Source organism: Herbaspirillum sp., from assembly GCF_017744395.1.
In the GTDB taxonomy this organism is placed as follows: Bacteria; Pseudomonadota; Gammaproteobacteria; order Burkholderiales; family Burkholderiaceae_D; genus Herbaspirillum.
The window spans coordinates 190,363-210,103 of sequence record NZ_JAGIBI010000003.1 but is presented as its reverse complement, the minus strand read 5'-3'; the positions used below and the strand labels follow the sequence as shown (position 1 = coordinate 210,103).

16 protein-coding genes and 1 pseudogene are annotated in these 19,741 nt (G+C 65.4%); 6 read left to right on the top strand and 11 right to left on the bottom strand.

Annotation, left to right across the window (positions count from 1 at the left end):
* Nucleotides 1-60 precede the first annotated feature (60 nt).
* Nucleotides 61-1,623, top strand: coding sequence for a PAS domain-containing methyl-accepting chemotaxis protein (locus J7548_RS09775; protein ID WP_290973873.1), 1,563 nt, complete (start codon nucleotides 61-63; stop codon nucleotides 1,621-1,623).
* A gap of 72 nt (nucleotides 1,624-1,695) precedes the next feature.
* Here J7548_RS09775 and xylB read toward each other — a convergent pair whose 3' ends face one another.
* The 7 genes and pseudogenes from xylB to J7548_RS09740 all read right to left on the bottom strand — a co-directional run bounded on the left by xylB (nucleotide 1,696) and on the right by J7548_RS09740 (nucleotide 9,690).
* The gene (gene xylB, locus J7548_RS09770; RefSeq protein WP_290973871.1) at nucleotides 1,696-3,171 is read right to left on the bottom strand and encodes a xylulokinase; all 1,476 of its coding nucleotides are present in this window, start codon (nucleotides 3,169-3,171) and stop codon (nucleotides 1,696-1,698) included.
* A 54-nt stretch (nucleotides 3,172-3,225) separates the two neighbouring features.
* Nucleotides 3,226-4,671, bottom strand: a complete 1,446-nt coding sequence (gene dalD / locus J7548_RS09765; protein ID WP_290973867.1) for a D-arabinitol 4-dehydrogenase — start codon at nucleotides 4,669-4,671, stop codon at nucleotides 3,226-3,228.
* Nucleotides 4,672-4,700: 29 nt separating this feature from the next.
* Nucleotides 4,701-5,819, bottom strand: a complete 1,119-nt coding sequence (gene ugpC, locus J7548_RS09760) for a sn-glycerol-3-phosphate ABC transporter ATP-binding protein UgpC (protein ID WP_290973864.1) — start codon at nucleotides 5,817-5,819, stop codon at nucleotides 4,701-4,703.
* A 45-nt stretch (nucleotides 5,820-5,864) separates the two neighbouring features.
* Complete coding sequence (locus J7548_RS09755; protein ID WP_290973862.1) at nucleotides 5,865-6,560, bottom strand: HAD-IA family hydrolase; 696 nt, start codon at nucleotides 6,558-6,560, stop codon at nucleotides 5,865-5,867.
* Nucleotides 6,560-7,342: pseudogene (locus J7548_RS09750) on the bottom strand (carbohydrate ABC transporter permease); the annotation flags it as partial. The pseudogene J7548_RS09750 and the gene J7548_RS09755, both read right to left, overlap by 1 nt.
* A 29-nt stretch (nucleotides 7,343-7,371) precedes the next feature.
* Nucleotides 7,372-8,355 carry a sugar ABC transporter permease gene (locus J7548_RS09745; protein WP_290973856.1) on the bottom strand — a complete coding sequence of 328 codons (984 nt, stop codon included), beginning with the start codon at nucleotides 8,353-8,355 and terminating at the stop codon, nucleotides 7,372-7,374.
* Nucleotides 8,356-8,481: 126 nt separating this feature from the next.
* On the bottom strand, nucleotides 8,482-9,690 hold the full coding sequence (locus J7548_RS09740) for a sugar ABC transporter substrate-binding protein (RefSeq protein ID WP_366005374.1): 1,209 nt from the start codon (nucleotides 9,688-9,690) through the stop codon (nucleotides 8,482-8,484).
* Between the two features lie 427 nt (nucleotides 9,691-10,117).
* Here J7548_RS09740 and J7548_RS09735 point away from each other — a divergent pair, with 427 nt between their 5' ends.
* Complete coding sequence (locus tag J7548_RS09735; RefSeq protein WP_290973850.1) at nucleotides 10,118-11,083, top strand: sugar-binding transcriptional regulator; 966 nt, start codon at nucleotides 10,118-10,120, stop codon at nucleotides 11,081-11,083.
* 40 nt (nucleotides 11,084-11,123) lie between these two features.
* On the top strand, nucleotides 11,124-12,029 hold the full coding sequence (locus J7548_RS09730) for a carbohydrate kinase (RefSeq protein WP_290973847.1): 906 nt from the start codon (nucleotides 11,124-11,126) through the stop codon (nucleotides 12,027-12,029).
* Nucleotides 12,030-12,056: 27 nt separating this feature from the next.
* Here J7548_RS09730 and J7548_RS09725 read toward each other — a convergent pair whose 3' ends face one another.
* Nucleotides 12,057-14,333, bottom strand: coding sequence for a UvrD-helicase domain-containing protein (locus J7548_RS09725; protein WP_290973844.1), 2,277 nt, complete (start codon nucleotides 14,331-14,333; stop codon nucleotides 12,057-12,059).
* A 64-nt stretch (nucleotides 14,334-14,397) separates the two neighbouring features.
* On the opposite strand from J7548_RS09725, the gene aroQ reads away from it, so the two are divergent.
* From aroQ to J7548_RS09710, 3 genes are all read left to right on the top strand, one after another.
* Complete coding sequence (gene aroQ, locus J7548_RS09720; RefSeq protein ID WP_290973841.1) at nucleotides 14,398-14,964, top strand: gamma subclass chorismate mutase AroQ; 567 nt, start codon at nucleotides 14,398-14,400, stop codon at nucleotides 14,962-14,964.
* 179 nt (nucleotides 14,965-15,143) lie between these two features.
* Complete coding sequence (locus J7548_RS09715) at nucleotides 15,144-16,367, top strand: MFS transporter (protein ID WP_290973839.1); 1,224 nt, start codon at nucleotides 15,144-15,146, stop codon at nucleotides 16,365-16,367.
* A gap of 221 nt (nucleotides 16,368-16,588) precedes the next feature.
* Complete coding sequence (locus J7548_RS09710; RefSeq protein ID WP_290973837.1) at nucleotides 16,589-17,083, top strand: Dps family protein; 495 nt, start codon at nucleotides 16,589-16,591, stop codon at nucleotides 17,081-17,083.
* 85 nt (nucleotides 17,084-17,168) lie between these two features.
* Here the strand turns inward: J7548_RS09710 and thiE are convergent, their stop codons facing one another.
* From thiE to J7548_RS09695, 3 genes are all read right to left on the bottom strand, one after another.
* A complete protein-coding gene (thiE, locus tag J7548_RS09705) occupies nucleotides 17,169-17,801 on the bottom strand; it encodes a thiamine phosphate synthase (RefSeq protein ID WP_290974918.1) in 633 nt (210 codons plus the stop codon).
* 252 nt (nucleotides 17,802-18,053) lie between these two features.
* Nucleotides 18,054-18,881 carry a hydroxymethylpyrimidine/phosphomethylpyrimidine kinase gene (locus tag J7548_RS09700; protein ID WP_290973834.1) on the bottom strand — a complete coding sequence of 276 codons (828 nt, stop codon included), beginning with the start codon at nucleotides 18,879-18,881 and terminating at the stop codon, nucleotides 18,054-18,056.
* Nucleotides 18,882-18,883: 2 nt separating this feature from the next.
* Nucleotides 18,884-19,681, bottom strand: a complete 798-nt coding sequence (locus J7548_RS09695) for a thiazole synthase (protein ID WP_290973832.1) — start codon at nucleotides 19,679-19,681, stop codon at nucleotides 18,884-18,886.
* Nucleotides 19,682-19,741: the final 60 nt, after the last annotated feature.

Sequence of the window (19,741 nt, the reverse complement as noted above, 5' to 3'; positions counted from 1 at the left end):
GCCTGACGGCCGCCTGGCGGTTTTCATTCGGAGTCAGGGTTCTCTACAGGGGAGTAACAGATGCGCATGAACATGCCGGTCAGCGGCGTGGAACGCCTGCTGGTCGATGGCAGGGCGATCGTTTCAAAGACCGATCTCAAGGGCAACATCACCTACGTCAATCCTTATTTCATCGAAATCAGCGGTTTCGATGAAGAGGAATTGCTGGGCGCGCCGCAAAACCTCATCCGCCACCCCGACATGCCCGGCGAGGCCTTTGCCGACCTGTGGACCACCATCAAGGGCGGCATACCCTGGACCGGGCTGGTCAAGAACCGCAGCAAGAACGGCGACCACTATTGGGTATGCGCCAACGTCACGCCGATCCGCGAGAACGGCCAGGTGGTCGGCTACATGTCGGTGCGCACCAAGCCCGACCGCGCCGCGGTGGCGGCCGCCGAAAAGCTCTACACCGCGATGCGTCGCGGCCAGGCCAAGGGCATCGCCCTGCATCGCGGGGAAGTGGTGCGTACCGGCCTGGCCGGCTGGCTCGCCAAACTCACGCGCATCAGCCTGAGCACCCGCATCAACCTGTGCATGGGCTCCATGCTGGCGATCCAGTTGGCGGTGATGGCCACCAGCTTCGCCACACAGGGCCACTGGTGGATCGGCGGATTGGCCGCCGCATCCGGCCTGATCAGCATCCTGCTGTGGCTGGCGTTGCACAGCGCGCTGATCAAGCCGCTGCGCCAGGCGCTCGACGTCACCCACGCTATCACCGGCGGCGACCTCTCCTCGCGCATCGACGCCGGCGGGCATGACGAACTGGGCCATTTGCTGCTGGCGCTGCGCCAGATGAACATCAACCTCACGGCCATCATCGGCGACGTGCGCGCCAATGTGGAAAGCATCAATGTCGCCACGCGCGAAATCGCGTCCGGCAACATGGACCTGTCGCGCCGCACCGAAGCGCAGGCCGCCAGCATCGAGGAAACCGCGTCGAGCATGCAGCAACTGGCATCGACCGTGAAGCAAAACGCCGAGCACGCGCTGCAGGCCAACCAATTGGCCGATTCCGCCTCCTCTATCGCGACCAAGGGCGGCGACGTGGTGGCCGGCACCGGCGCCACGATGAACGAGATCAGCGACTCTTCCAGGAAGATCGTCGACATCATCGGCCTGATCGACAGCATCGCCTTCCAGACCAACATCCTGGCGCTGAACGCGGCGGTGGAAGCCGCCCGCGCCGGCGAACAGGGACGCGGCTTCGCGGTGGTGGCGTCCGAAGTGCGCAGCCTGGCGCAACGCTCGGCGGGCGCCGCCAAGGAGATCAAGCACCTGATCGACGACTCCGTGGAAAAGGTCGCCATCGGCAACCGCCAGGTCGAGGATGCCGGCAACACCATGCGCGAAATCGTCAATTCGGTGCAGCGCGTATGCGGCATCATGGGCGAAATCAGCGAAGCCACGCTGCAGCAGAGCGCCGGCATCGGCCAGGTACATGAAGCGGTGACGCAGATGGATGCCGGCACCCAGCAAAACGCGGCGCTGGTGGAACAAGCCGCCGCGGCGGCGTCCAGCCTGGAAGAACAGACCATGCGGCTGCTGCAGGCGGTGTCGGTGTTCAAATTCAGCAAGCGATAAACCGGCAACGCAAGCGCATCAATAAAAAACGCCACGGCCTCCCGTGGCGTTTTCACATCCGCAAGACGGATTTCAAGCGCCCTCTTCTCCTTGCAAGGGCGGATATGGCGCGTAGATGGCGCGATAGCGCCGCAGCCGCACCTGCAATCCATCATGCCGGCGCGCGTCGGGCTCGAACGAAGCCTGCCGCTCCGGCTTGCGGCACACCCGCTCCTCGATGCCGCCATCGGCCAGCCAGGCCAGGCGCGCCGCGCCCAACGCCCCGCCGGCCTCGCTGCCGACATGGGTGACGATGCGCACATTGAGCGCGTCGGCAATCAGCTGCGCCCAGTAGGCGCTGCGCGCGCCGCCGCCGACCAGCGACAGCTGGCTGACATCGGTGCCGGCCGCGCGCAAGGCATCCAGGCCATCGACCATGCCGAAGGCCACGCCTTCCAGCACCGCGTAACCCAGCGCGGCGCGCTGGTGATCCGGCGACAGGCCGTGGAACACGCCCAGCGCATAGGGGTCGTTATGCGGCGTGCGCTCGCCGGACAGGTAAGGCAGGAACAGCGGCGCATTGGCCAGCTGTTCCGCATCGAGTTGCGCGATTTCGGCCAGCAGGCTTTTTTCATCCACCGAGCACAGGCGGCAAAACCAGCGCAGGCAACTGGCCGCCGACAGCATCACGCTCATCTGGTGCCAGCGCTGCGGCAGCGTATGGCAGAAGGCATGGATGGCGCGCGCCGGATTGGGACGGAAACGATCATTGACCACGAACAGCACGCCCGACGTGCCCAGCGACAGGAATCCGTCGCCCGGATTGACCGCGCCGATCCCCACCGCGCTGGCGGCGCCATCGCCGGCGCCGCCGGCCACGACCACATCCTCCGACAGGCCCCAGGCCTGCGCCACCGCCGGCAGCAGCGTGCCGGAAGCGGCGCTGCCGTCGACCAGCGCCGGCATCTGGTCGCGCCGCATGCCGCTGGCCTCCAGCAGCTCATCCGACCAATTGCGGCCTTCCACATCCAGCCACAAGGTACCTGCCGCGTCCGACGGGTCTGACACCTTGCGTCCGGTCATCTGCTGGCGCAGCCAATCCTTGGGCAGCAGCACGGTGGCGATGCGTTGGAACAGATCGGGTTCGTGGCGCGCCACCCACATCAGCTTGGGCGCGGTAAAGCCGGGCATGGCCAGGTTGCCGGCGATGCCATGCAGGCGCGGTGCGCGCCGGGTCAACTCGGCGCATTCCGGCGCGCTGCGCGAATCGCTCCACAGGATGGCCGGACGCAGCACATTGTCGTGCTCATCCAGCAGTACGGCGCCATGCATCTGGCCCGACAGGCCGATGGCGCGCACGCCGGCAAAACGCTCATCCCCCAGTTGCGCGCGCAGCTTGGCCACGGTATCGCAGGCGGCCTGCCACCAGTCGGCCGGGGCCTGCTCCGACCAGCGCGGATGCGGGCGCGATACATTCAGCGCGCTGCCGGCCAGCGCCAGCAAGGCGCCATCGCCATCGATCACTACCGCCTTGACTTCCGACGTACCCAGGTCGATCCCAAGATACATGGCGCTCCTCTTTTATCGTTATTGGTTGGCAATTCTATGCTGCCTTAGAGCGCGTCAAGGCGATTTGTTTCCCTGCGCCAGCCATTGCCCGACCCGGTCGACACCGGTGCGCACCAGTTCCAGCAGGCGCGCGTCGCCGGCCAGCGCGCCCCACAGCAGCTTGTCGTCGCAAAAGGCCCTGACCGGATCGGCCGCCGCCAGCATGGCGCGCGCCGCGGCCGGATCGAAGATGCCGTCCTGGTATTCGTAAGGCAGCTCGCCGGCATTCCAGCGCTGCAGGAACACGAAGAACAGCGCCGGCAGCATGGCGGTGGCCTGGGGCGAACGGCCGGCGTCCAGGCTTTCCTGCAGCGTCGGGCGGATGAAGCCGGGAATCTTGGAATAACCGTCGGCGGCCACGCGCTGGTTGGTGTCCTGGATGGCCGGGTTGCCGAAACGCGCCAGGGTGGTGTCGCGGTAGACCGCCAGGTCGATCGGGCTGGGCGTCAGGCATGGGATCACGTCCTGCGTCACATAGTCGTGGGCCATCAGGCGGATATCGTCGCGCAGCGTGCCTTCGTGGATGTATTGCAGGCCCGCCAGCGTGCCGGCCCAGGCGATGCAGCTATGGCTGGCGTTCAAGATGCGGATCTTGGCTTCCTCATACGGCAGCACCGACTTCACCATCTCGACGCCGGCCTGCTCCAGGCGCGGGCGCCCGGCCTTGAAGTCGTCCTCGATCACCCACTGGATGAAGGACTCGCCCATCAGCGCGCAGGGATCGTCGACGCCGGTGGCCTGCTTCACGCGCTCGGCCACGGCCGGGGTCGGGCGCGGCGTGATGCGGTCGACCATGGCGTTGGGGCTGGTGGTGAAACGCTCCACCCACTGCGCCAGCGCCGCCTCCTTGCGCAGCGCCAGGAACTGCAGCAGGCCGTCGCGGAAGCGTTCGCCGTTGTGGCGCAGGTTGTCGCAGTTCAACAGCGTCAGCGCCGCCTGCGGATGAGCCTGGCTGCGCGCCTGCAGGATCGCGGCGATGGCGCCGTAGATGGTGCGCGGCTGGCCGCTGCCGTCGAGCTTGCAGCGCAAGTCGTCGGCCAAGTCGGGATTGGCGGTGTCCAGCCTGAACCGGTGGTCGAGGTAATAACCGCCCTCGGTGACGGTGAAGGAAATGATGCGCGTGCGTTCCTCGGCGCCGGCCGCGATCAGCCGCGTCAACTGCGCATTCCAGGCAATGATGCGTCCGATGGCGTCAATGGTCTGGTAGCTGCGCTCGCCCTGCGGCGTGACCGTCTCCAGCGTGTAGCGTCCGTGTTGGCGCGCCAGCGCATCGAGCAACGGCCCCATGTCGGCCCGGATGTTGGCCAGCGCCAGTTGCCAGCGGCGATCGGCGCCGCTCTCGCGCAGTGTATTGAGGTAGACCGCCTGGTGGGCGCGATGGAAAGAGCCGGCTCCGATGTGCAGCCAGGTCAGGCTGTCCTCGGCGTCCTTGTCCTGAATGGAGGTGGCGATACTTGTCATGCCGTTTCCTTGTTCGTTGCGCCGATGGTTCAATGCTGTATGGCCGGGGCGGACGCCGCGGCCAAACGCGGCAGCGCGCGGCCGTCCTGGCGGAACAGGTGGCAGCGCGCCGGATCGGCGGCCAGGCCGAGCATGCTGCCGTGCTCCGGGTTGAGGCTGTCGGGCACGCGCAGGATCAGCGCTTCGTCGGCGCCGTCATAGGCCGCGTAGAGATAGGAGAAATCGCCCAGCAGTTCCAGCGCCGTGCAGCGCGCCTGCAGCGCCGCCTGCCCTGTGGCGATATTGAGGTGTTCGGGACGCACGCCCAGCGTCACCTTCTCGCCCAGTTGCAGGCCGGCGCCGTCGACCGCCGCCAGCTGTCGCCCGCCGCCGGGCAATTGCAGCAGCACGCCGCCGTCCTGCAGCGCCGCCACCGTGCCGTCGATGAAGTTCATCTTGGGCGAACCGATGAAGCCGGCCACGAAACGATTGGCCGGATGATGGTAGAGCTGCTGCGGCGAGCCGACCTGTTCAATGCGGCCCTCGGACAGCACCACGATCTTGTCGGCCAGCGTCATCGCTTCGATCTGGTCGTGGGTGACGTAGATCATGGTGGTCTTGAGGTCGTCGTGCAGCTTGGCGAACTCCAGGCGCATCTTCACGCGCAGCGCGGCGTCGAGGTTCGACAGCGGCTCGTCGAACAGGAACACGCTGGGCTGGCGCGTGATGGCGCGGCCGATCGCCACGCGCTGGCGCTGGCCGCCGGACAGCGCGCGCGGCTTGCGGTCCAGCAGGTGGTCGATGTGCAGGATTTTGGCGGCATGCTGCACGGCGCTATCGATCTCGGCCTTGGATTTGCCGGCGATCTTCAGGCCGAAAGCCATGTTGTCGTACAGGCTCATGTGCGGATACAGCGCATACGACTGGAACACCATCGCCACGCCGCGCTTGGAGGCTGGCACGTCGTTCATACGGCGCGCGCCGATGTCCAGGTCGCCGTCGCTGATGTCTTCCAGGCCGGCGATCATGCGCAGCAGGGTCGACTTGCCGCAGCCCGAGGGGCCGACGAATACGACGAACTCGCCGTCGTCGATTTCCAGGTTGATGTCGCGCATGACTTCATTGTCTTCGTAGCGCTTGGCCAGGTTTCTGATGCTCACTGCTGCCATGTGTTTCTCCTCGTTCTCTTGAATCGCGTCAATCGTCATGCGCCTTCAGCGCAGCCAGACCAGTTCGCAGATCAACTGCGGAAATTGCTTCATGTCGTCGAACACCTTGCTGGCGCCGGCCTCCAGCAGCCGGCGTGCCATCGCCTTGCGGTCGTGCGCCACACCGGTGAAGCCCAGCACATGCATGCCGGCAGCCGCCGCCGCGCGCACGCCGGTGGCGCTGTCGTCTACCGCCACGCAGCGCTGCGGATCGACGCCGAAACCGGCCGCGGCGGCGAGGTAGACATCGGGCGCCGGCTTGGGCTTGCCGACGTCGTGCGCGCTGTAGATGTGCCCTGCGAACTGCGCATACAAGCCGCAGCGGCGCAGCCCGCTCTCGATGCGCGGGGCATCGCTGTTGCTGGCCACCGCGCGCGGCAGGCGGATCGCCTGCAAGGCTTCGGCGATGCCCGGTACCGGCAGCGCCTCTTCGCCGCAGGCGCGGCCGACGCTTTCATGCAGGCGTTCGACTTGCTGCGCGCTCAAGCCCAGTCCGAATTCGGCATCCACTTCTTCCAGCAGCAGGTCGGTGTACATGCCCAGGCGGTTGGCGATGGCGGCATGCAGGGCGGCATCGGCAGCCGGCGCCGGCAACAGCGGCAGCAATTCGCGGTGCAGCACGCGCAGCGCGATGCTTTCGCTGTCGAGCAGCACGCCGTCGCAGTCGCAGACCAGGTGAGTGATGGCTTGCCGCGTCATCATCACTTCACCGCGCCGAAGGTCAGGCCGCGCACCAGTTGCTTCTGCGCCAGCCAGCCGAGCGCCATGATGGGCGCGATCGCCAGCAGCGAGGCGGCCGACAGCTTGGCCCAGAACAGCCCTTCCGGATTGGAGTAAGAGGCGATGAACACGGTCAGCGGCGCGGCGTTGACGCTGGTCAGGTTGAGGCTCCAGAAGGCCTCGTTCCAAGACAGGATGATCAGCAGCAGCGCGGTCGACGCCAGCCCCGGCATGGCGGTCGGCAACAGCAGGTAGAGCATCTCCTGCCAGGCGTTGGCGCCGTCGATGCGCGCCGCTTCCAGGATTTCCTTGGGCACGTCGTTGAAGTAGGTGAAGGCCATCCACACCGCGATCGGCAGGTTGATCAGCGTATAGATCAGGGTCAGGCCGGAGACGGTATCGAGCATGCCGCTGTTCTTGGCCAGCAGGTAGATCGGGATCAGCACGCCCACGGCCGGCATCATCTTGGTCGACAGCATCCACAGCAGCAGCTTCTGGGTGCGGCCGGTCGGGAAGAAGGCCATCGAATACGCCGCCGGCACCGCCAGCAGCAGGCTCAGCACGGTCGATCCCAGCGAAACGATCGCCGAGTTCTGCACGAAGCCGAGATAATGGCTGCGCCCGAAGACTTCACGGAAGGTGTCCAGCGTGGGCAGGAAGAACAGCGTCGGCGTGTAGGCCTGGTGCTCGGTCTTGAAGGCGGTGATGGCCACCCAGAAGATCGGGAAGAACAATACGATGGCGCAGGCCCAGGCCAGCACGCCGACCCACCATGGGCTTTTCTTTTGTTCGCTCATTTTTCGTTCGCTCCTTTCAGGTTCTTGGCCAGCATGCGCACCAGGAAGAAAGACACGATGTTGGCCAGCACCACGGCAATAATGCCGCCGGCCGAGGCGATGCCGATGTCGAACTGCTGCAGGCCAATGGCGTAGACCAGGTAGGTCAGGTTGGTGGTGGCGGTGCCGGGGCCGCCGGCGGTGGTGGTGAAGATTTCGGCGAACACCGAGAGCAGGAAGATGGTCTCGATCATGATCACCACCGTGAGAGCGCGCTTCAAGTGCGGCAGCACGATGTAGAAGAAGATGCGCACCGGCCCTGCGCCGTCGAGCTGGGCGGCTTCCTTCTGGTCGCTGTCGAGCGACTGCAGGGCAGTCAGCAGGATCAGGAAGGCGAACGGAATCCATTGCCAGGCGACGATCGCGATCACCGACAGCATCGGGTACTCGGCCAGCCAGTCGACCGGCTCCAGCCCGAGATGGCGCATCGCGAAGGCCAGCATGCCGTAGACCGGGTGCATGATCATGTTCTTCCAGATCAGCGCGGCCACGGTGGGCATCACGAAGAACGGGCCGATCACCAGCAGGCGCGCGATGCCGCGGCCGCGAAACGGCTGGTCGAACAGCACCGCCAGCAGGGTGCCGCCGATCACGCTGATGGCCAGCACCGAACCGATCAGCAAGGCGGTATTGCCGATGGAAGGCCAGAAGGCGGGATCCTCCAGCAGGAACTGGTAGTTCTCCAGGCCGACGAAGCCGGTCTGGTCGGGCGCCATCAGGTTGTAGCGGTTCAGCGAGAACCAGATGGTCATCGCCAGCGGCACGATCATCCAGGCCAGCAGGATCAGCACCGATGGCGTCTGCAGCAGACGGATCGGGTTGAAGCGCTGCGGGCTGGCCCGCTTACCGGAGGCCCTGGCGGCACTGGATGGCGGCGGACGTGATGCGGGTGTCGATTGGCTCTGCATGCTGGACGGATGGGGGGGATGGATCGATGACATGGCGGCCTCGGCAAATCGGGACGGCGCGGCGGCACTCGGTGCCGGACCGGCCGGAAAGGCGCGGCAACCGTTCCCCCGGCACTCAGGAGGAACGTACTGCGTTGCGCGCAATGACTACGGTGGCGATTACTTGATGTAGCGGCCCTGGCGCATCATGCGCACGGCCTGGGCTTGCGCGCCATCCAGCGCGGCATCCGAAGTGGTCTTGCCGGCCAGCGCGCCGGCGATGGCCTGCCCGGTCACGGTGCCGATCGACTGGAACTCGGGGATGGTCGCGAACTGCACGCCGGTATAAGGCACCGGCTTGACGGTCGGGTTGTTGGCATCGGCCGTCTGGATCGCATCGAGCACGAAGTCGGAGAACGGCGACACCTTCTTGTAGTCGGCCGAAGCGTAGGTCGACGTACGGGTGCCCGGCGGCACCAGCGCCCAGCCGCTGTCCTTGGCGACCAGGTTGATATATTCCTTCGACGTGGCCCAGGCGGCGAACTTCCTGGCGGCATCCTGCGACTTGGAAGACTTCGGCACCGCCAGCGACCAGATCCACAACCAGTGCGAGCCCTTGTCGGTCGCGGCGACCGGCGCCGGCGCGAAGGCGGTCTTGTCGGCCACCTTGGAATCCTTGCCGTGGTACAGCATGCCGGCGGCCACGGTAGCATCCACCCACATGCCGCACTTGCCGCTGGAGAACAGCACCAGGTTTTCATTGAAGCCGTTGGAGCTGGCGCCCGGCGGGCCGTACTTGCGCATCAGGTCGACATAGAAGGCGACCGATTTCTTCCATTCCGGCGAAGACAGTTGCGGCTGCCATTTCTCATCGAACCAGCGGCCGCCCCAGGCATTGGCCATGGTGGTGAGGATCGCCATGTTCTCGCCCCAGCCGGCGCGTCCGCGCAGGCAGATGCCATAGACGCCCTTGGCCGGGTCATGCAGTTGCGCGGCCAGCTTGGCGACTTCGTCCCAGGTCGGCTGCTTGGGCATGGCCAGCTTCTTCTGCTCGAACAAATCCTTGCGGTAATAGGTCATCGAGCTTTCGGCATAGAACGGCAGCGCGTACAGCTTGCCGTCCACGGTCAGCCCTTCGCGCACCGGCTTGATCAGGTCGGCCTCGTCGTAGTCGGCAGGCAGGCCGCTCATCGGCGCCAGCCAGCCCTTCTTGGCCCAGATCGGCGCTTCATACGCGCCGATGGTCATCAGGTCGAACTGGCCGCTGTTGGTGGCGATGTCGGTGGTCAGGCGCTGGCGCAGCACGCTTTCTTCCATCGTGACCCAGCGCAGCTTGATGTCGGGATTGGCCTTCTCGAATTGCGGGGCCAGCTTCTGCAGCTCGATCATGTCCGGATTGTTGATCGAAGCGATGTTCAAGGTTACCGGCTCGGCCTGGGCCACGGCGAACGGGAACAGTGCGGAAATGACGGCGGCGGTCGCGCCAAGGCGAACGCTGTAACGGGTGATGCAGCGGGCGATGCTGTGCATGCTTGTCTCCATGGTTTTATGTGCCGCCGGCTCACTTCCCCCGGATGCCGGACGAAGTTGCGCGCCTGGCTGTCGTGCGTATTCCGAACGGCTGATTTTGAGCTTTTTGTGTTTTTATGAGCAAATAATCAATCATTCAACAAAGCTTGTCAAGCATTTGAATTTCAATTGAGCAAATGCTCGAATTTATGAATAATGCAGGATGAGACTCGCCGTAAAATGGCGCCACGCAATCGCGCATATCACGAACACAGCTGCCGCCCATGCTGCGGCGCACGAGGAGAACATGTCATCCGGCGCATCCAAACTTGACCTGGCGGCACGCGCCGCCTGGATGTATTACGTGGCGGGCAATACCCAGAACGAAATCGCGGAACGGCTGGGCATCTCGCGACAGATGGCGCAGCGCATGGTGGCCTACGCCGGCGCGGCCAACCTGGTGAAGGTGCAGATCACCCACCCGGTCTCGTCCTGCCTGGAGCTGGCGCAGGGCCTGCAGGAGCGCTATGGCTTGCAGGTATGCCGCGTGGTGCCGGGCGCCGGCGGCGGCGACAATCCCAACGAATCGCAGGAAGTGCAGCAGATGCTGGCCGTGGCCGGGGCCGAAGTGATGGACCAATACCTCAGCCCGGAAACGCCGCTGGTGGTCAACGTCGGCTCCGGCCGCACGCTCAAGGCCGCCATCGAAAAGATCACCGAGATCGACCGTCCCCAGCACCAGATCGTCTCCATGATCGGTGCCTTCGCCTCGGACGGATCAGCCAACCGCTACGACGTGGCGCTGCAGGCGGCGGAAAAGCTGCAGGCGCGCTTCTACCTGCTGCCCGCGCCGCGCGTGGCCGAAAGCGAAAGCGACCGCAAGCAATGGTGCAACCACCGCGCCTACAAGATCGTCGCCGGCCTGGCCGAACGCGCCGACATTACTTTCCTCGGCATCGGCACCATCGCCTTGCAGGGCGCCATGCATGAAGACGGCTTCATCGACGACGCCGAAGTGGCGCAGTTGCAAAAGCAAGGGGCGGTAGGCGAAATGATCTGCCACGCCTTCGACGTCGAAGGCCGCATGCTGGCAACGGCGCTGGCTTCGCGCATCACCACGCCGCCGCTGGCGGCCCGCCCGAAGCATCCGGTGATCGCCTTCGCCGGCGGCAGCAAGAAAGCCGAAGCGGTGCGCGCGGCGCTGCGCGGCGGCTGGCTGACCGGGCTGGTGACCGATGAGGTGTGCGCGCGCCATGCCTTGCAGGACAGCTGAGCGCCGCTCCAAACACATAACGATATTCCGGAGACACCGCATGACCCAGCCCGCAGCATTCGTCGTATTCGGCGAAGCCCTGACCGACTTCATCCGCCAGCCCGACGGCCAGTGGCGCGCCATCCCCGGCGGCGCCTGCTGGAACGTGGCGCGCGCGGCCGCGCGACTGGGCGTGCCGACCGGCTACGCCGGCAGCGTCAGCACCGACGTGTTCGGCCAGGAACTGCATACGCTGGCGCGCGAAGCCGGGCTCGACATGCGCTTTACCCAGCAGGTTGCCAAGGCGCCGCTGCTGGCGATGGTCACCTCCACCACCCCGCCCGAATATTTCTTCATCGGCGACGACAGCGCCGACCTGCACTTCGACCCGGAACGCCTGCCGCAAGGCTGGATGGACGAAGCGCGCGTGCTTCACTTCGGCTGCATCAGCCTGGCGCGCGAACCGCTGGCCTCGCGCCTGCTGCAAGTGGCGCGCGCCGGCGCCGCGCAAGGCAAGCGCATCGCCTTCGACCCCAACTGGCGCAAACTGATGGACAGCCCATCCTACCGCGTCCTGCTGCGTGAATTATTGGCGCTGTCGCATTATGTGAAAGTGTCGGATGAAGACCTGGAACGGCTGTTCCCGGGCGACGCCAACGCGCTGTCGACCTTGCAGTCGCTGGCGCCGCATGCCGAGATCCTGCTCACGCTGGGCGCGCAGGGCATGAAGTGGATCAAGGGGGAACAGGTAATCGACCAGCCGGCCTACAAGGTGCAGGTGGTCGACACCGTCGGCTGCGGCGACGCCTCCATGGGCGGCTGGATCGCCAGCCAGTTGCGCCAGCCGGATGCGCCGGCACAGGTCCATTTGCAATGCGCGGCGGCCGGCGCGGCGATCGCGGCGTCCAAGGCAGGCGCCTATGCCGCGACTTGGGATGAAGTGCAGGCGATGATCAGGCGCGGCTGAGCGGGATACGCCCAGCCGCGCGCCAGATCAAACCTTCTCCAGCTTCGCCACCGACAAGTCGAGCAGCTTCATCCCGAACTTGCCGAAGTTGATATGCGCGCGCGTGGCTCCGCCGCCGCCTTCGATGTTGACGATCACGCCTTCACCGAACTTGGCATGCGCCACGTTCTGCCCGATGCGCCAGCCCGAATCGGAGCGCGAGAAACTTTGCGCGATCTTGTTGTTGCCGGACTCGGGCGCATCGTCCCAGGCCGACTTCGGATGCGCAAACCAGCTATGCTGCTGCACCTTGGGCGAGAGCCATTTGATGGCGTCTTCCGGCAGCTCGTCGAAGAAGCGCGAACGCATGTTGTAGCGCGTCTGGCCGTGCAGCATGCGGGTCTGCGAGAAGGTCATGAACAGGCGCTTGCGGGCGCGCGTGATGGCCACGTACATCAGGCGCCGCTCCTCTTCCACGCCGCCGTCTTCCTTGGCGCTGTTCTCGTGCGGGAACAAGCCCTCTTCCAACCCGGTGATGAACACCGCGTCGAATTCCAGCCCCTTGGCCGAGTGCACCGTCATCAGCTGCAGCGCGTCCTGGCCGGCCTGCGCCTGGTTATCGCCGGCCTCCAGCGAAGCGTGCGAGAGGAAGGCCGACAGCGGCGACATGATGGTCGCCAGCGGCGCATCGGCATCCAGCACTTCGACGCCATCGGCGGTGGTGATCGCGGTGCCGACGCTGGCCTGCGCCTGCGGCCCCAGGAAGGCCGGCGCATCCAGGCCATAGCCTTCTTCCGAGACGAACAGCGTGGCCGCGCTGACCAGCTGCTCCAGGTTTTCGATGCGGTCGGCGCCTTCCTTCTCGTTACGGTAATGCGCGATCAGGCCGGACAGCTCCAGCACCACCTTGACCATCTCCTGCAGCGGCAGGTGCTGGGTCTCGAAGCGCGCGCCCTCGATCAGCTTGACGAAGGCGTTCAGCGAGGAACCGGCCTTGCCGGCCACGTACGGTACGGCGGCATAGAGCGAACAGTTGTACTGGCGTGCCGCATCCTGCAGCGACTCCATCGCCTTGGCGCCGATGCCGCGCGTAGGGAAGTTCACCACGCGCAGGAAGGCCGAGTCGTTGTGCAGGTTGTCCATCAGCTGCAGGTAGGCGATCGCGTGCTTGATTTCGGCGCGCTCGAAGAAGCGCTGGCCGCCGTAGACGCGGTAGGGAATCGCCGAACTGAACAGCGCATGCTCCAGCACGCGCGACTGCGCGTTGGAACGGTAGAGGATGGCGATCTCGCTGCGGCCCCAGCCGGCGGCGATCAGGTCCTTGACCTGCTCGATGATCCATTGCGCTTCCTGCAGGTCGCTGCTGGCTTCGAACACGCGCACCTGTTCGCCGTGGCCGGCGTCGGTGCGCAGGTTCTTGCCCAGGCGCTTGCTGTTGTTGGAGATCAGCTCGTTGGCGGCATCCAGGATGTGGCCGTGCGAGCGGTAGTTCTGCTCCAGCTTGATCAGGTTCTCGACGCGGAACTCGCGCTCGAAGGCCGACATGTTGCCCACGTTGGCGCCGCGGAAGGCGTAGATGCTCTGGTCGTCGTCGCCCACCGCGAACACCGCGCCGTGCGAGCCGGCCATCAGCTTCAACCACTTGTATTGCAGGTCGTTGGTATCCTGGAACTCGTCCACCAGGATGTGGCGGAAACGCGCCTGGTAATGCTCGCGCAGCGGCTGGTTGCGCACGAGCAGTTCATAGGTGCGCAGCAGCAGTTCGGCGAAATCGACCACGCCTTCGCGCTGGCATTGCTGGTCGTACAGTTCGTAGAGTTCGACGAACTTGCGATTGTAGTCGTCGTGCGCTTCCACATCCTGCGCGCGCAGGCCCTGGTCCTTGGCGCTGTTGATGAAGTACATCAGGTTGCGCGGCGGATACTTCTCGTCGTCCACGTTCATCTGCTTGAGCAAACGCTTGATGGCCGAAAGCTGGTCTTGCGAATCGAGGATCTGGAACGTCTGCGGCAGGCCGGCGTCCTTGTGGTGCGCGCGCAAGAGGCGGTTGCACAGGCCGTGGAAAGTACCGATCCACATGCCGCGCGTATTGATCGGCAGCATCGCCGACAGGCGCACCGTCATTTCCTTGGCGGCCTTGTTGGTGAAGGTCACCGCCAGGATGCCGGCCGGCGACACCTGCCCGGTCTGGATCAGCCAGGCGATGCGGGTGGTCAGCACGCGGGTCTTGCCGGAACCGGCGCCGGCCAGGATCAGCGCCGACTGCGCCGGCAGCGTGACGGCGGCAAGCTGCTCTTCGTTGAGGTTGTGGAGGAGATTTTGCATCCCGAGATTATAAGGCGGCACGCTATACTGCGCCTTCTCTGAGGCAGTCTCATCTTCTTCCGCCATGACCGACCCGCGCTCCCTCCGCCACCTATTCTGCTGCATCACAGCCCTGCTGCTAGCCGGCTGCGCCGCAGCCCCGGCCGCCCCCGCGCGCACCGACGTCAGCCAGTTGCTGTCGCTGCAGAAAACCCGGCTGGACGTGGCCGCCCCGGTGGCGCGCAGCAAATGGAATTCACATGCGCCGATCGACGACCCGGCGCGCGAGCAGGCCATCCTCGACGACGTCGCCGTACGGGCGCAAAAGCTGGGGCTGGATGCGCAATGGGCGCGCCGCTTCTTCCAGGACCAGTTCGACGCCGGCAAGATCGTACAGCGCGACCTGCACCGGCAATGGAAGCTGGAACAGCGCCCGCCCTTCGCCAACCCGCCCGACCTCGCGCAGGAAGTCAGGCCGGTGCTGGACCGGCTGACGCCGGAACTGCTGTCGGCCTTGGCGCGCCTGAACGGCCATTGGTGCGATCCGGCGGTGGCCGGCTCGCTCGATGAGCTGGCGCCGCAGATCCTGGGCGCCGACTATGCGCCATCGGTGCAGGAAAAGGCGACGCAGGCCTTGCGTTGCCTGCGATAAGGCGGCCGGCAACGCACCTTGCCAAATTGCCATCGTCGTGCAAAAGCGACTAAATTGCCCCGAACCCGCTGAAAATCTTTTGCTGTCCTGCAGCATTTTTCTCGCAAGGGTAGAATTCGGACTGGCCGTTCACGCGCACATCCGCGCCTGCGGCTCCCCCATTCCGAAATTCCCCCATCATGTCCGACGATTCATGTAGTCCCACCTCCGTGCCGGCGCGTCCCCTGACGCCCGCCAAGGTGACGCAGCAGATTATTGCCACCGCATTCTTCACTTTCCTGGTGTACCTCGCCATCGGCGTCCCGATGGCGGTGCTGCCGGGTTATATCCACCTCGACCTCGGCTACAGCTCGGTGGTCGCCGGTCTGGGCATCAGCGTCCAGTATTTCGCCACCTTCGTCAGCCGCGCCAACGCCGGCCGCATGATCGACACCGTCGGCGCCAAGCAGACCGTGATGCGCGGCATGCTGCTGTGCGCCGGCAGCGGCGGCATGCTGTTGCTGGCGGCGCTGGCGCAGCCGCTGCCGTTCCTGAGCCTGGTGCTGCTGTTCGCCAGCCGCGCGCTGCTGGGCCTGGGCGAAAGCCTGGTCGGCACCGGCGCCATCATGTGGGGCGTGGGCCGCGTGGGCTCCGAGAACACCGCCAAGATGATTTCCTGGAACGGCATCGCCACCTATTCCGCGCTGGCCATCGGCGCGCCGCTGGGCGTGGTGCTGGACCGCTCGCTGGGCTTCGCGGTGATCGGCCTGACCGGCATGCTGCTGGCCGTCCTCGGCTACGTGCTGGCGCGCGGCGGCCCGGTGACGCCGGTGGTGCAAGGCGAGAAGCTGTCCTTCAAGCTGGTGCTGCGCCGCGTGTTCGCCTACGGCATGGGCCTGGCGTTCGGCACCATCGGCTTCGGCTCGATCGCCACCTTCATCACGCTGTACTACGCCAACCAGCACTGGGGCGGCGCGGCTTTCGCGCTGACCGCCTTCTCCAGCGCCTTCGTCGGCGCGCGCCTGCTGTTCGCCAATGCCATCAACCGCTTCGGCGGCTACCGCGTGGCTATCGTCTGCTTCCTCATCGAAGCGGTCGGCCTGTTGCTGCTGTGGGTCGCCAGCGCGCCGGAACTGGCGCTGCTGGGTGCGGCATTGACCGGCTTCGGCTTCGCATTGGTGTTCCCATCGCTGGGCGTGGAAGCGGTCAACCTAGTGCCGGCGGCCAACCGTGGCGCGGCGCTGGCGGCCTACTCGGTGTTCCTCGACCTGGCGCTGGGCTTCACCGGGCCGCTGGCCGGCCTGATCGTGGGCCAGCTCGGCTATCCGGAAGTGTTCCTGTTCGCTGCCATTGCCGCCATCGGCGCGGTGGCCTTGTCGCTGTCGCTCTACCGCAGCGCGCAGCAGAGCAACGGACAAGGATGATCCGAAGCTGATGTATCGCCCGTCGCAATGGGGCCGATAGCTGTAACGCTATCGGCCCCATTGTCATTCTCGTCGGCGATTTTTGTTGAAATACGGAACAATCGCCCCATCTCTTTTATCAGTGCAATCGGATCGAAAACTTTCCCATGCGCGATTTGCAATAGAATCGCGATGTTGTTTTCATCTGCCGACGAAAAACCAAATTCCTGAAGGAGCGAAACATGGCAAAGAAGAATGCTGCTGCACCATCGATCAACATCGGCATCAGCGACAAGGACCGCAAGAAGATCGCCGACGGCCTGTCCAAGCTGCTGGCCGACAGCTACACGCTCTACCTGAAGACCCACAACTTCCACTGGAACGTCACCGGCCCGATGTTCAACACCCTGCACCTGATGTTCGAAGGCCAGTACACCGAACTGGCCGCCGCGGTCGACCTGATCGCCGAACGCATCCGCGCACTGGGCTATCCGGCGCCGGGCTCGTACAAGGAATTCGCCAAGCTGTCGTCGATCCCCGAAGCCGAAGGCGTGCCGAGCGCGCAAGAAATGATCGCCCAGCTGGTGGCCGGCCAGGAAGCCGTGACCCGCACCGCGCGCTCGATCTTCCCGGCCGTCGATGCCGCCGCCGACGAACCGACCGCCGACCTGCTGACCCAGCGCATGCAACTGCACGAAAAGAACGCATGGATGCTGCGCAGCCTGCTGGAAGGCTGATCACTGCCTGCTCCACGAAAAATGCCGCCCGGTGCACCGAAATGCACCGGGCGGCATTTTTTCTGCCTGCGGTTCTTGCGCAGGCTCAGCGATACAAGTCGGCCAACTGGCGCGTCTTGCGTTCGGCCTGCGGCACCAGGTAGACGCTGCTGATCACCGCCACCATGTCGGCGCCCTGCGCCACCAGCGGCGGCGCGTTCTCCAGCGTGATGCCGCCGATCACCACCACCGGCAGCGGGATCTCGCGCTTGGACTGGGCGATGATCTCAGGCGCAGTGCGGAAGTCATACTTCTTCACCCGCGACGGATAGAAGCCGCCAAAGGCCACATAGCTGGCGCCGTCCTTGTAGGCCGCATGCGCCAGCTCCAACGTGCCGTAGCAGGAGGCGCCGACGATCTTGTCCGGCCCCACCGCGCGGCGCACCTCGGCGATGGACGAATCGGTGCCGCCGACGTGGATGCCGTCGGCATCGATTTCCATGCACAGGTCGACATGGTCGTTGATCACCAGCGGCACCTTGTATTGCCGGCACAGAGCGAGCAGCGCCTCGGCCTGCTCGCGCCGGCGCTGCGGGCTGGCGGTCTTGTGGCGATACTGCACCAGCGCCGTGCCGTTCTGCAGCGCCAGTTCGGTGGCTGCCAGCAATTGCGCGGTGTCGTCCCAGTCGGGCGTGACGATATAGAGGCCGCGCAGGTGTTTGGAATAGTCGGGTTTCATCATCCTAGATCCGGTAGTTGAATGCGTTCGCCGGTGCCGTGATCGTCGTGCCAGGCAAGGCGCGACGACGCGGCGCACTGCTGTGCGCAAGGAGGAGCAACGCCGCATGGCGCGGCGAGCATGGTGCCGGCGAACGCATAGCGCTCTCACCAGCAAAAAGAAAGGTATTGATACAGCCAACGTTTGTGTTCATGAGGCTTTCCAGGAATAGCAAGCGGTCAACTGCCGGATCTAGGATCAAGCTCCTGCCGCTCAAGAGGCGGCTTCATCAAATAGGCCGATGCGATTGGGGATGCGCTGTCCCGCTGCGATCGCATAGGAAGTGGATAAGGCATGCTGCGTGTAGCGCTGGGCCAGGTCGATCGCCTCGCGCATGGCCAAGCCGCGCGCCAGGCAAGCCGACAGCGCGGCGGCCAGCGTGCAGCCGCTGCCGTGGAATTCGTCAGGCAGGCGCGTCCAGCGCCAACTGGCGCTTTCCCCGCTCTCAGCTTGATTGGCATACCAGCGGTTGACCACATCCTCCTGCTGCGCGCCGTGGCCGCCCTTGAGCAGCACATGCCCGCAGCCGCGCCGCATCAGTTCCCGCGCCTGCTGCAGCGGCGGCATATCGCCGCACAGGCGGCGCGCTTCGTTGAGGTTGGGCGTGATCACGGTGGCCAGCGCATAGAGCGGTTCGATCACGCGCGCGGCGTCGTCGTTGGAGAGATTGTCGCCTTTGCCGTTGGCCAGCACCGGATCCAGCACCACCGGCAGCGCCGGATTCCTGGCGCGCAACTGGCGAATCAGCGCGGCAATGGTTTCCGCGTTCCCGCGACTGCCGGCGATGCCCAGCTTGACTGCGGCGATGTCGAAACGGTCGATCAGCACCTGCGCCTGGTGGCGCACCAGTTCCGGATCGAGCGCATGCACCGCGAACACGCTGACGTTGTCCTGCACCGTCAGCGCGGTCGGCACCGACAGCGGATGGCAGCCGAGCGAGGAAATCGCCGGGATATCCGCCTGCATGCCGGCGCCGCCGCTGGGATCGGAGCCGGAAAACACCAGTACGCAAGGCGGCGCCGGACGATATGCGGCGTCCATGCTCAAGCCACGCGCCCGGCCATCGGCGAGGACGGCGACGCACTGAACTTGCGCGGGATGCGGCCGGAGAGGAAAGCCTCGCGCCCCGCCTCCACCGCCAGCTTCATCGCGCGCGCCATGCGGATGGGATCGCGCGCGCCGGCGATGGCGCTGTTCATCAGCACGCCGTCGCAGCCCAGCTCCATCGCAATGGCCGCGTCCGACGCCGTGCCCACGCCGGCGTCGACCAGCACCGGCACCTTGGCCTGTTCGATGATCAGCGACAGGTTCCACGGATTCAGGATGCCCATGCCGGAGCCGATCAGCGAGGCCAGCGGCATCACCGCCGCCACGCCCAGGTCTTCCAGCATGCGCGCCTGGATCGGGTCGTCGCTGCAATAGACCATCACGTCGAAGCCGTCCTTGACCAGCGTCTCGGCCGCCTTCAAGGTCTCAGGCATGTTGGGGAACAGCGTCTTCTCGTCGCCCAGCACTTCCAGCTTGACCAGCTTGTGCCCGCCCAGCAGTTCGCGCGCCAGTTGCAGCGTGTAGACCGCATCCTGCGCGTTATAGCAGCCGGCGGTATTGGGCAGGATGGTGAATTCGGAAGGCGGCACCGCATCCAGCAGGCTGGGCGCGTTCGGGTCCTGCCCGATGTTGACGCGGCGGATCGCCACCGTGATGATGTCGGCGCCGCTGGCGATCGTCGCCGCGCGCGTCTCGTCCAGATCCTTGTACTTGCCGCTGCCCACCAGCAGGCGCGAGCGGTAGGTCTTGCCGGCGATGGTCAGGCCGGCATTGTCTTTGTCATTGCTGCTCATCTCTATCCTCACATGCGTAAGCCGTTACGCGTTTAGAATTCGTGCTTGCAAAAAATTCCA

Excerpts from the sequence above, each read along its gene's own strand:
- J7548_RS09775 (WP_290973873.1), top strand. The coding sequence starts at position 61 with ATGCGCATGAACATGCCGGTCAGCGGCGTGGAACGCCTGCTGGTCGAT.
- xylB (WP_290973871.1), bottom strand. The coding sequence starts at position 3,171 with ATGTATCTTGGGATCGACCTGGGTACGTCGGAAGTCAAGGCGGTAGTG.
- dalD (WP_290973867.1), bottom strand. The coding sequence starts at position 4,671 with ATGACAAGTATCGCCACCTCCATTCAGGACAAGGACGCCGAGGACAGC.
- ugpC (WP_290973864.1), bottom strand. The coding sequence starts at position 5,819 with ATGGCAGCAGTGAGCATCAGAAACCTGGCCAAGCGCTACGAAGACAAT.
- J7548_RS09755 (WP_290973862.1), bottom strand. The coding sequence starts at position 6,560 with ATGATGACGCGGCAAGCCATCACTCACCTGGTCTGCGACTGCGACGGC.
- J7548_RS09745 (WP_290973856.1), bottom strand. The coding sequence starts at position 8,355 with ATGTCATCGATCCATCCCCCCCATCCGTCCAGCATGCAGAGCCAATCG.
- J7548_RS09740 (WP_366005374.1), bottom strand. The coding sequence starts at position 9,690 with ATGATCGAGCTGCAGAAGCTGGCCCCGCAATTCGAGAAGGCCAATCCC.
- J7548_RS09735 (WP_290973850.1), top strand. The coding sequence starts at position 10,118 with ATGTCATCCGGCGCATCCAAACTTGACCTGGCGGCACGCGCCGCCTGG.
- J7548_RS09730 (WP_290973847.1), top strand. The coding sequence starts at position 11,124 with ATGACCCAGCCCGCAGCATTCGTCGTATTCGGCGAAGCCCTGACCGAC.
- J7548_RS09725 (WP_290973844.1), bottom strand. The coding sequence starts at position 14,333 with ATGCAAAATCTCCTCCACAACCTCAACGAAGAGCAGCTTGCCGCCGTC.
- aroQ (WP_290973841.1), top strand. The coding sequence starts at position 14,398 with ATGACCGACCCGCGCTCCCTCCGCCACCTATTCTGCTGCATCACAGCC.
- J7548_RS09715 (WP_290973839.1), top strand. The coding sequence starts at position 15,144 with ATGTCCGACGATTCATGTAGTCCCACCTCCGTGCCGGCGCGTCCCCTG.
- J7548_RS09710 (WP_290973837.1), top strand. The coding sequence starts at position 16,589 with ATGGCAAAGAAGAATGCTGCTGCACCATCGATCAACATCGGCATCAGC.
- thiE (WP_290974918.1), bottom strand. The coding sequence starts at position 17,801 with ATGAAACCCGACTATTCCAAACACCTGCGCGGCCTCTATATCGTCACG.
- J7548_RS09700 (WP_290973834.1), bottom strand. The coding sequence starts at position 18,881 with ATGGACGCCGCATATCGTCCGGCGCCGCCTTGCGTACTGGTGTTTTCC.
- J7548_RS09695 (WP_290973832.1), bottom strand. The coding sequence starts at position 19,681 with ATGAGCAGCAATGACAAAGACAATGCCGGCCTGACCATCGCCGGCAAG.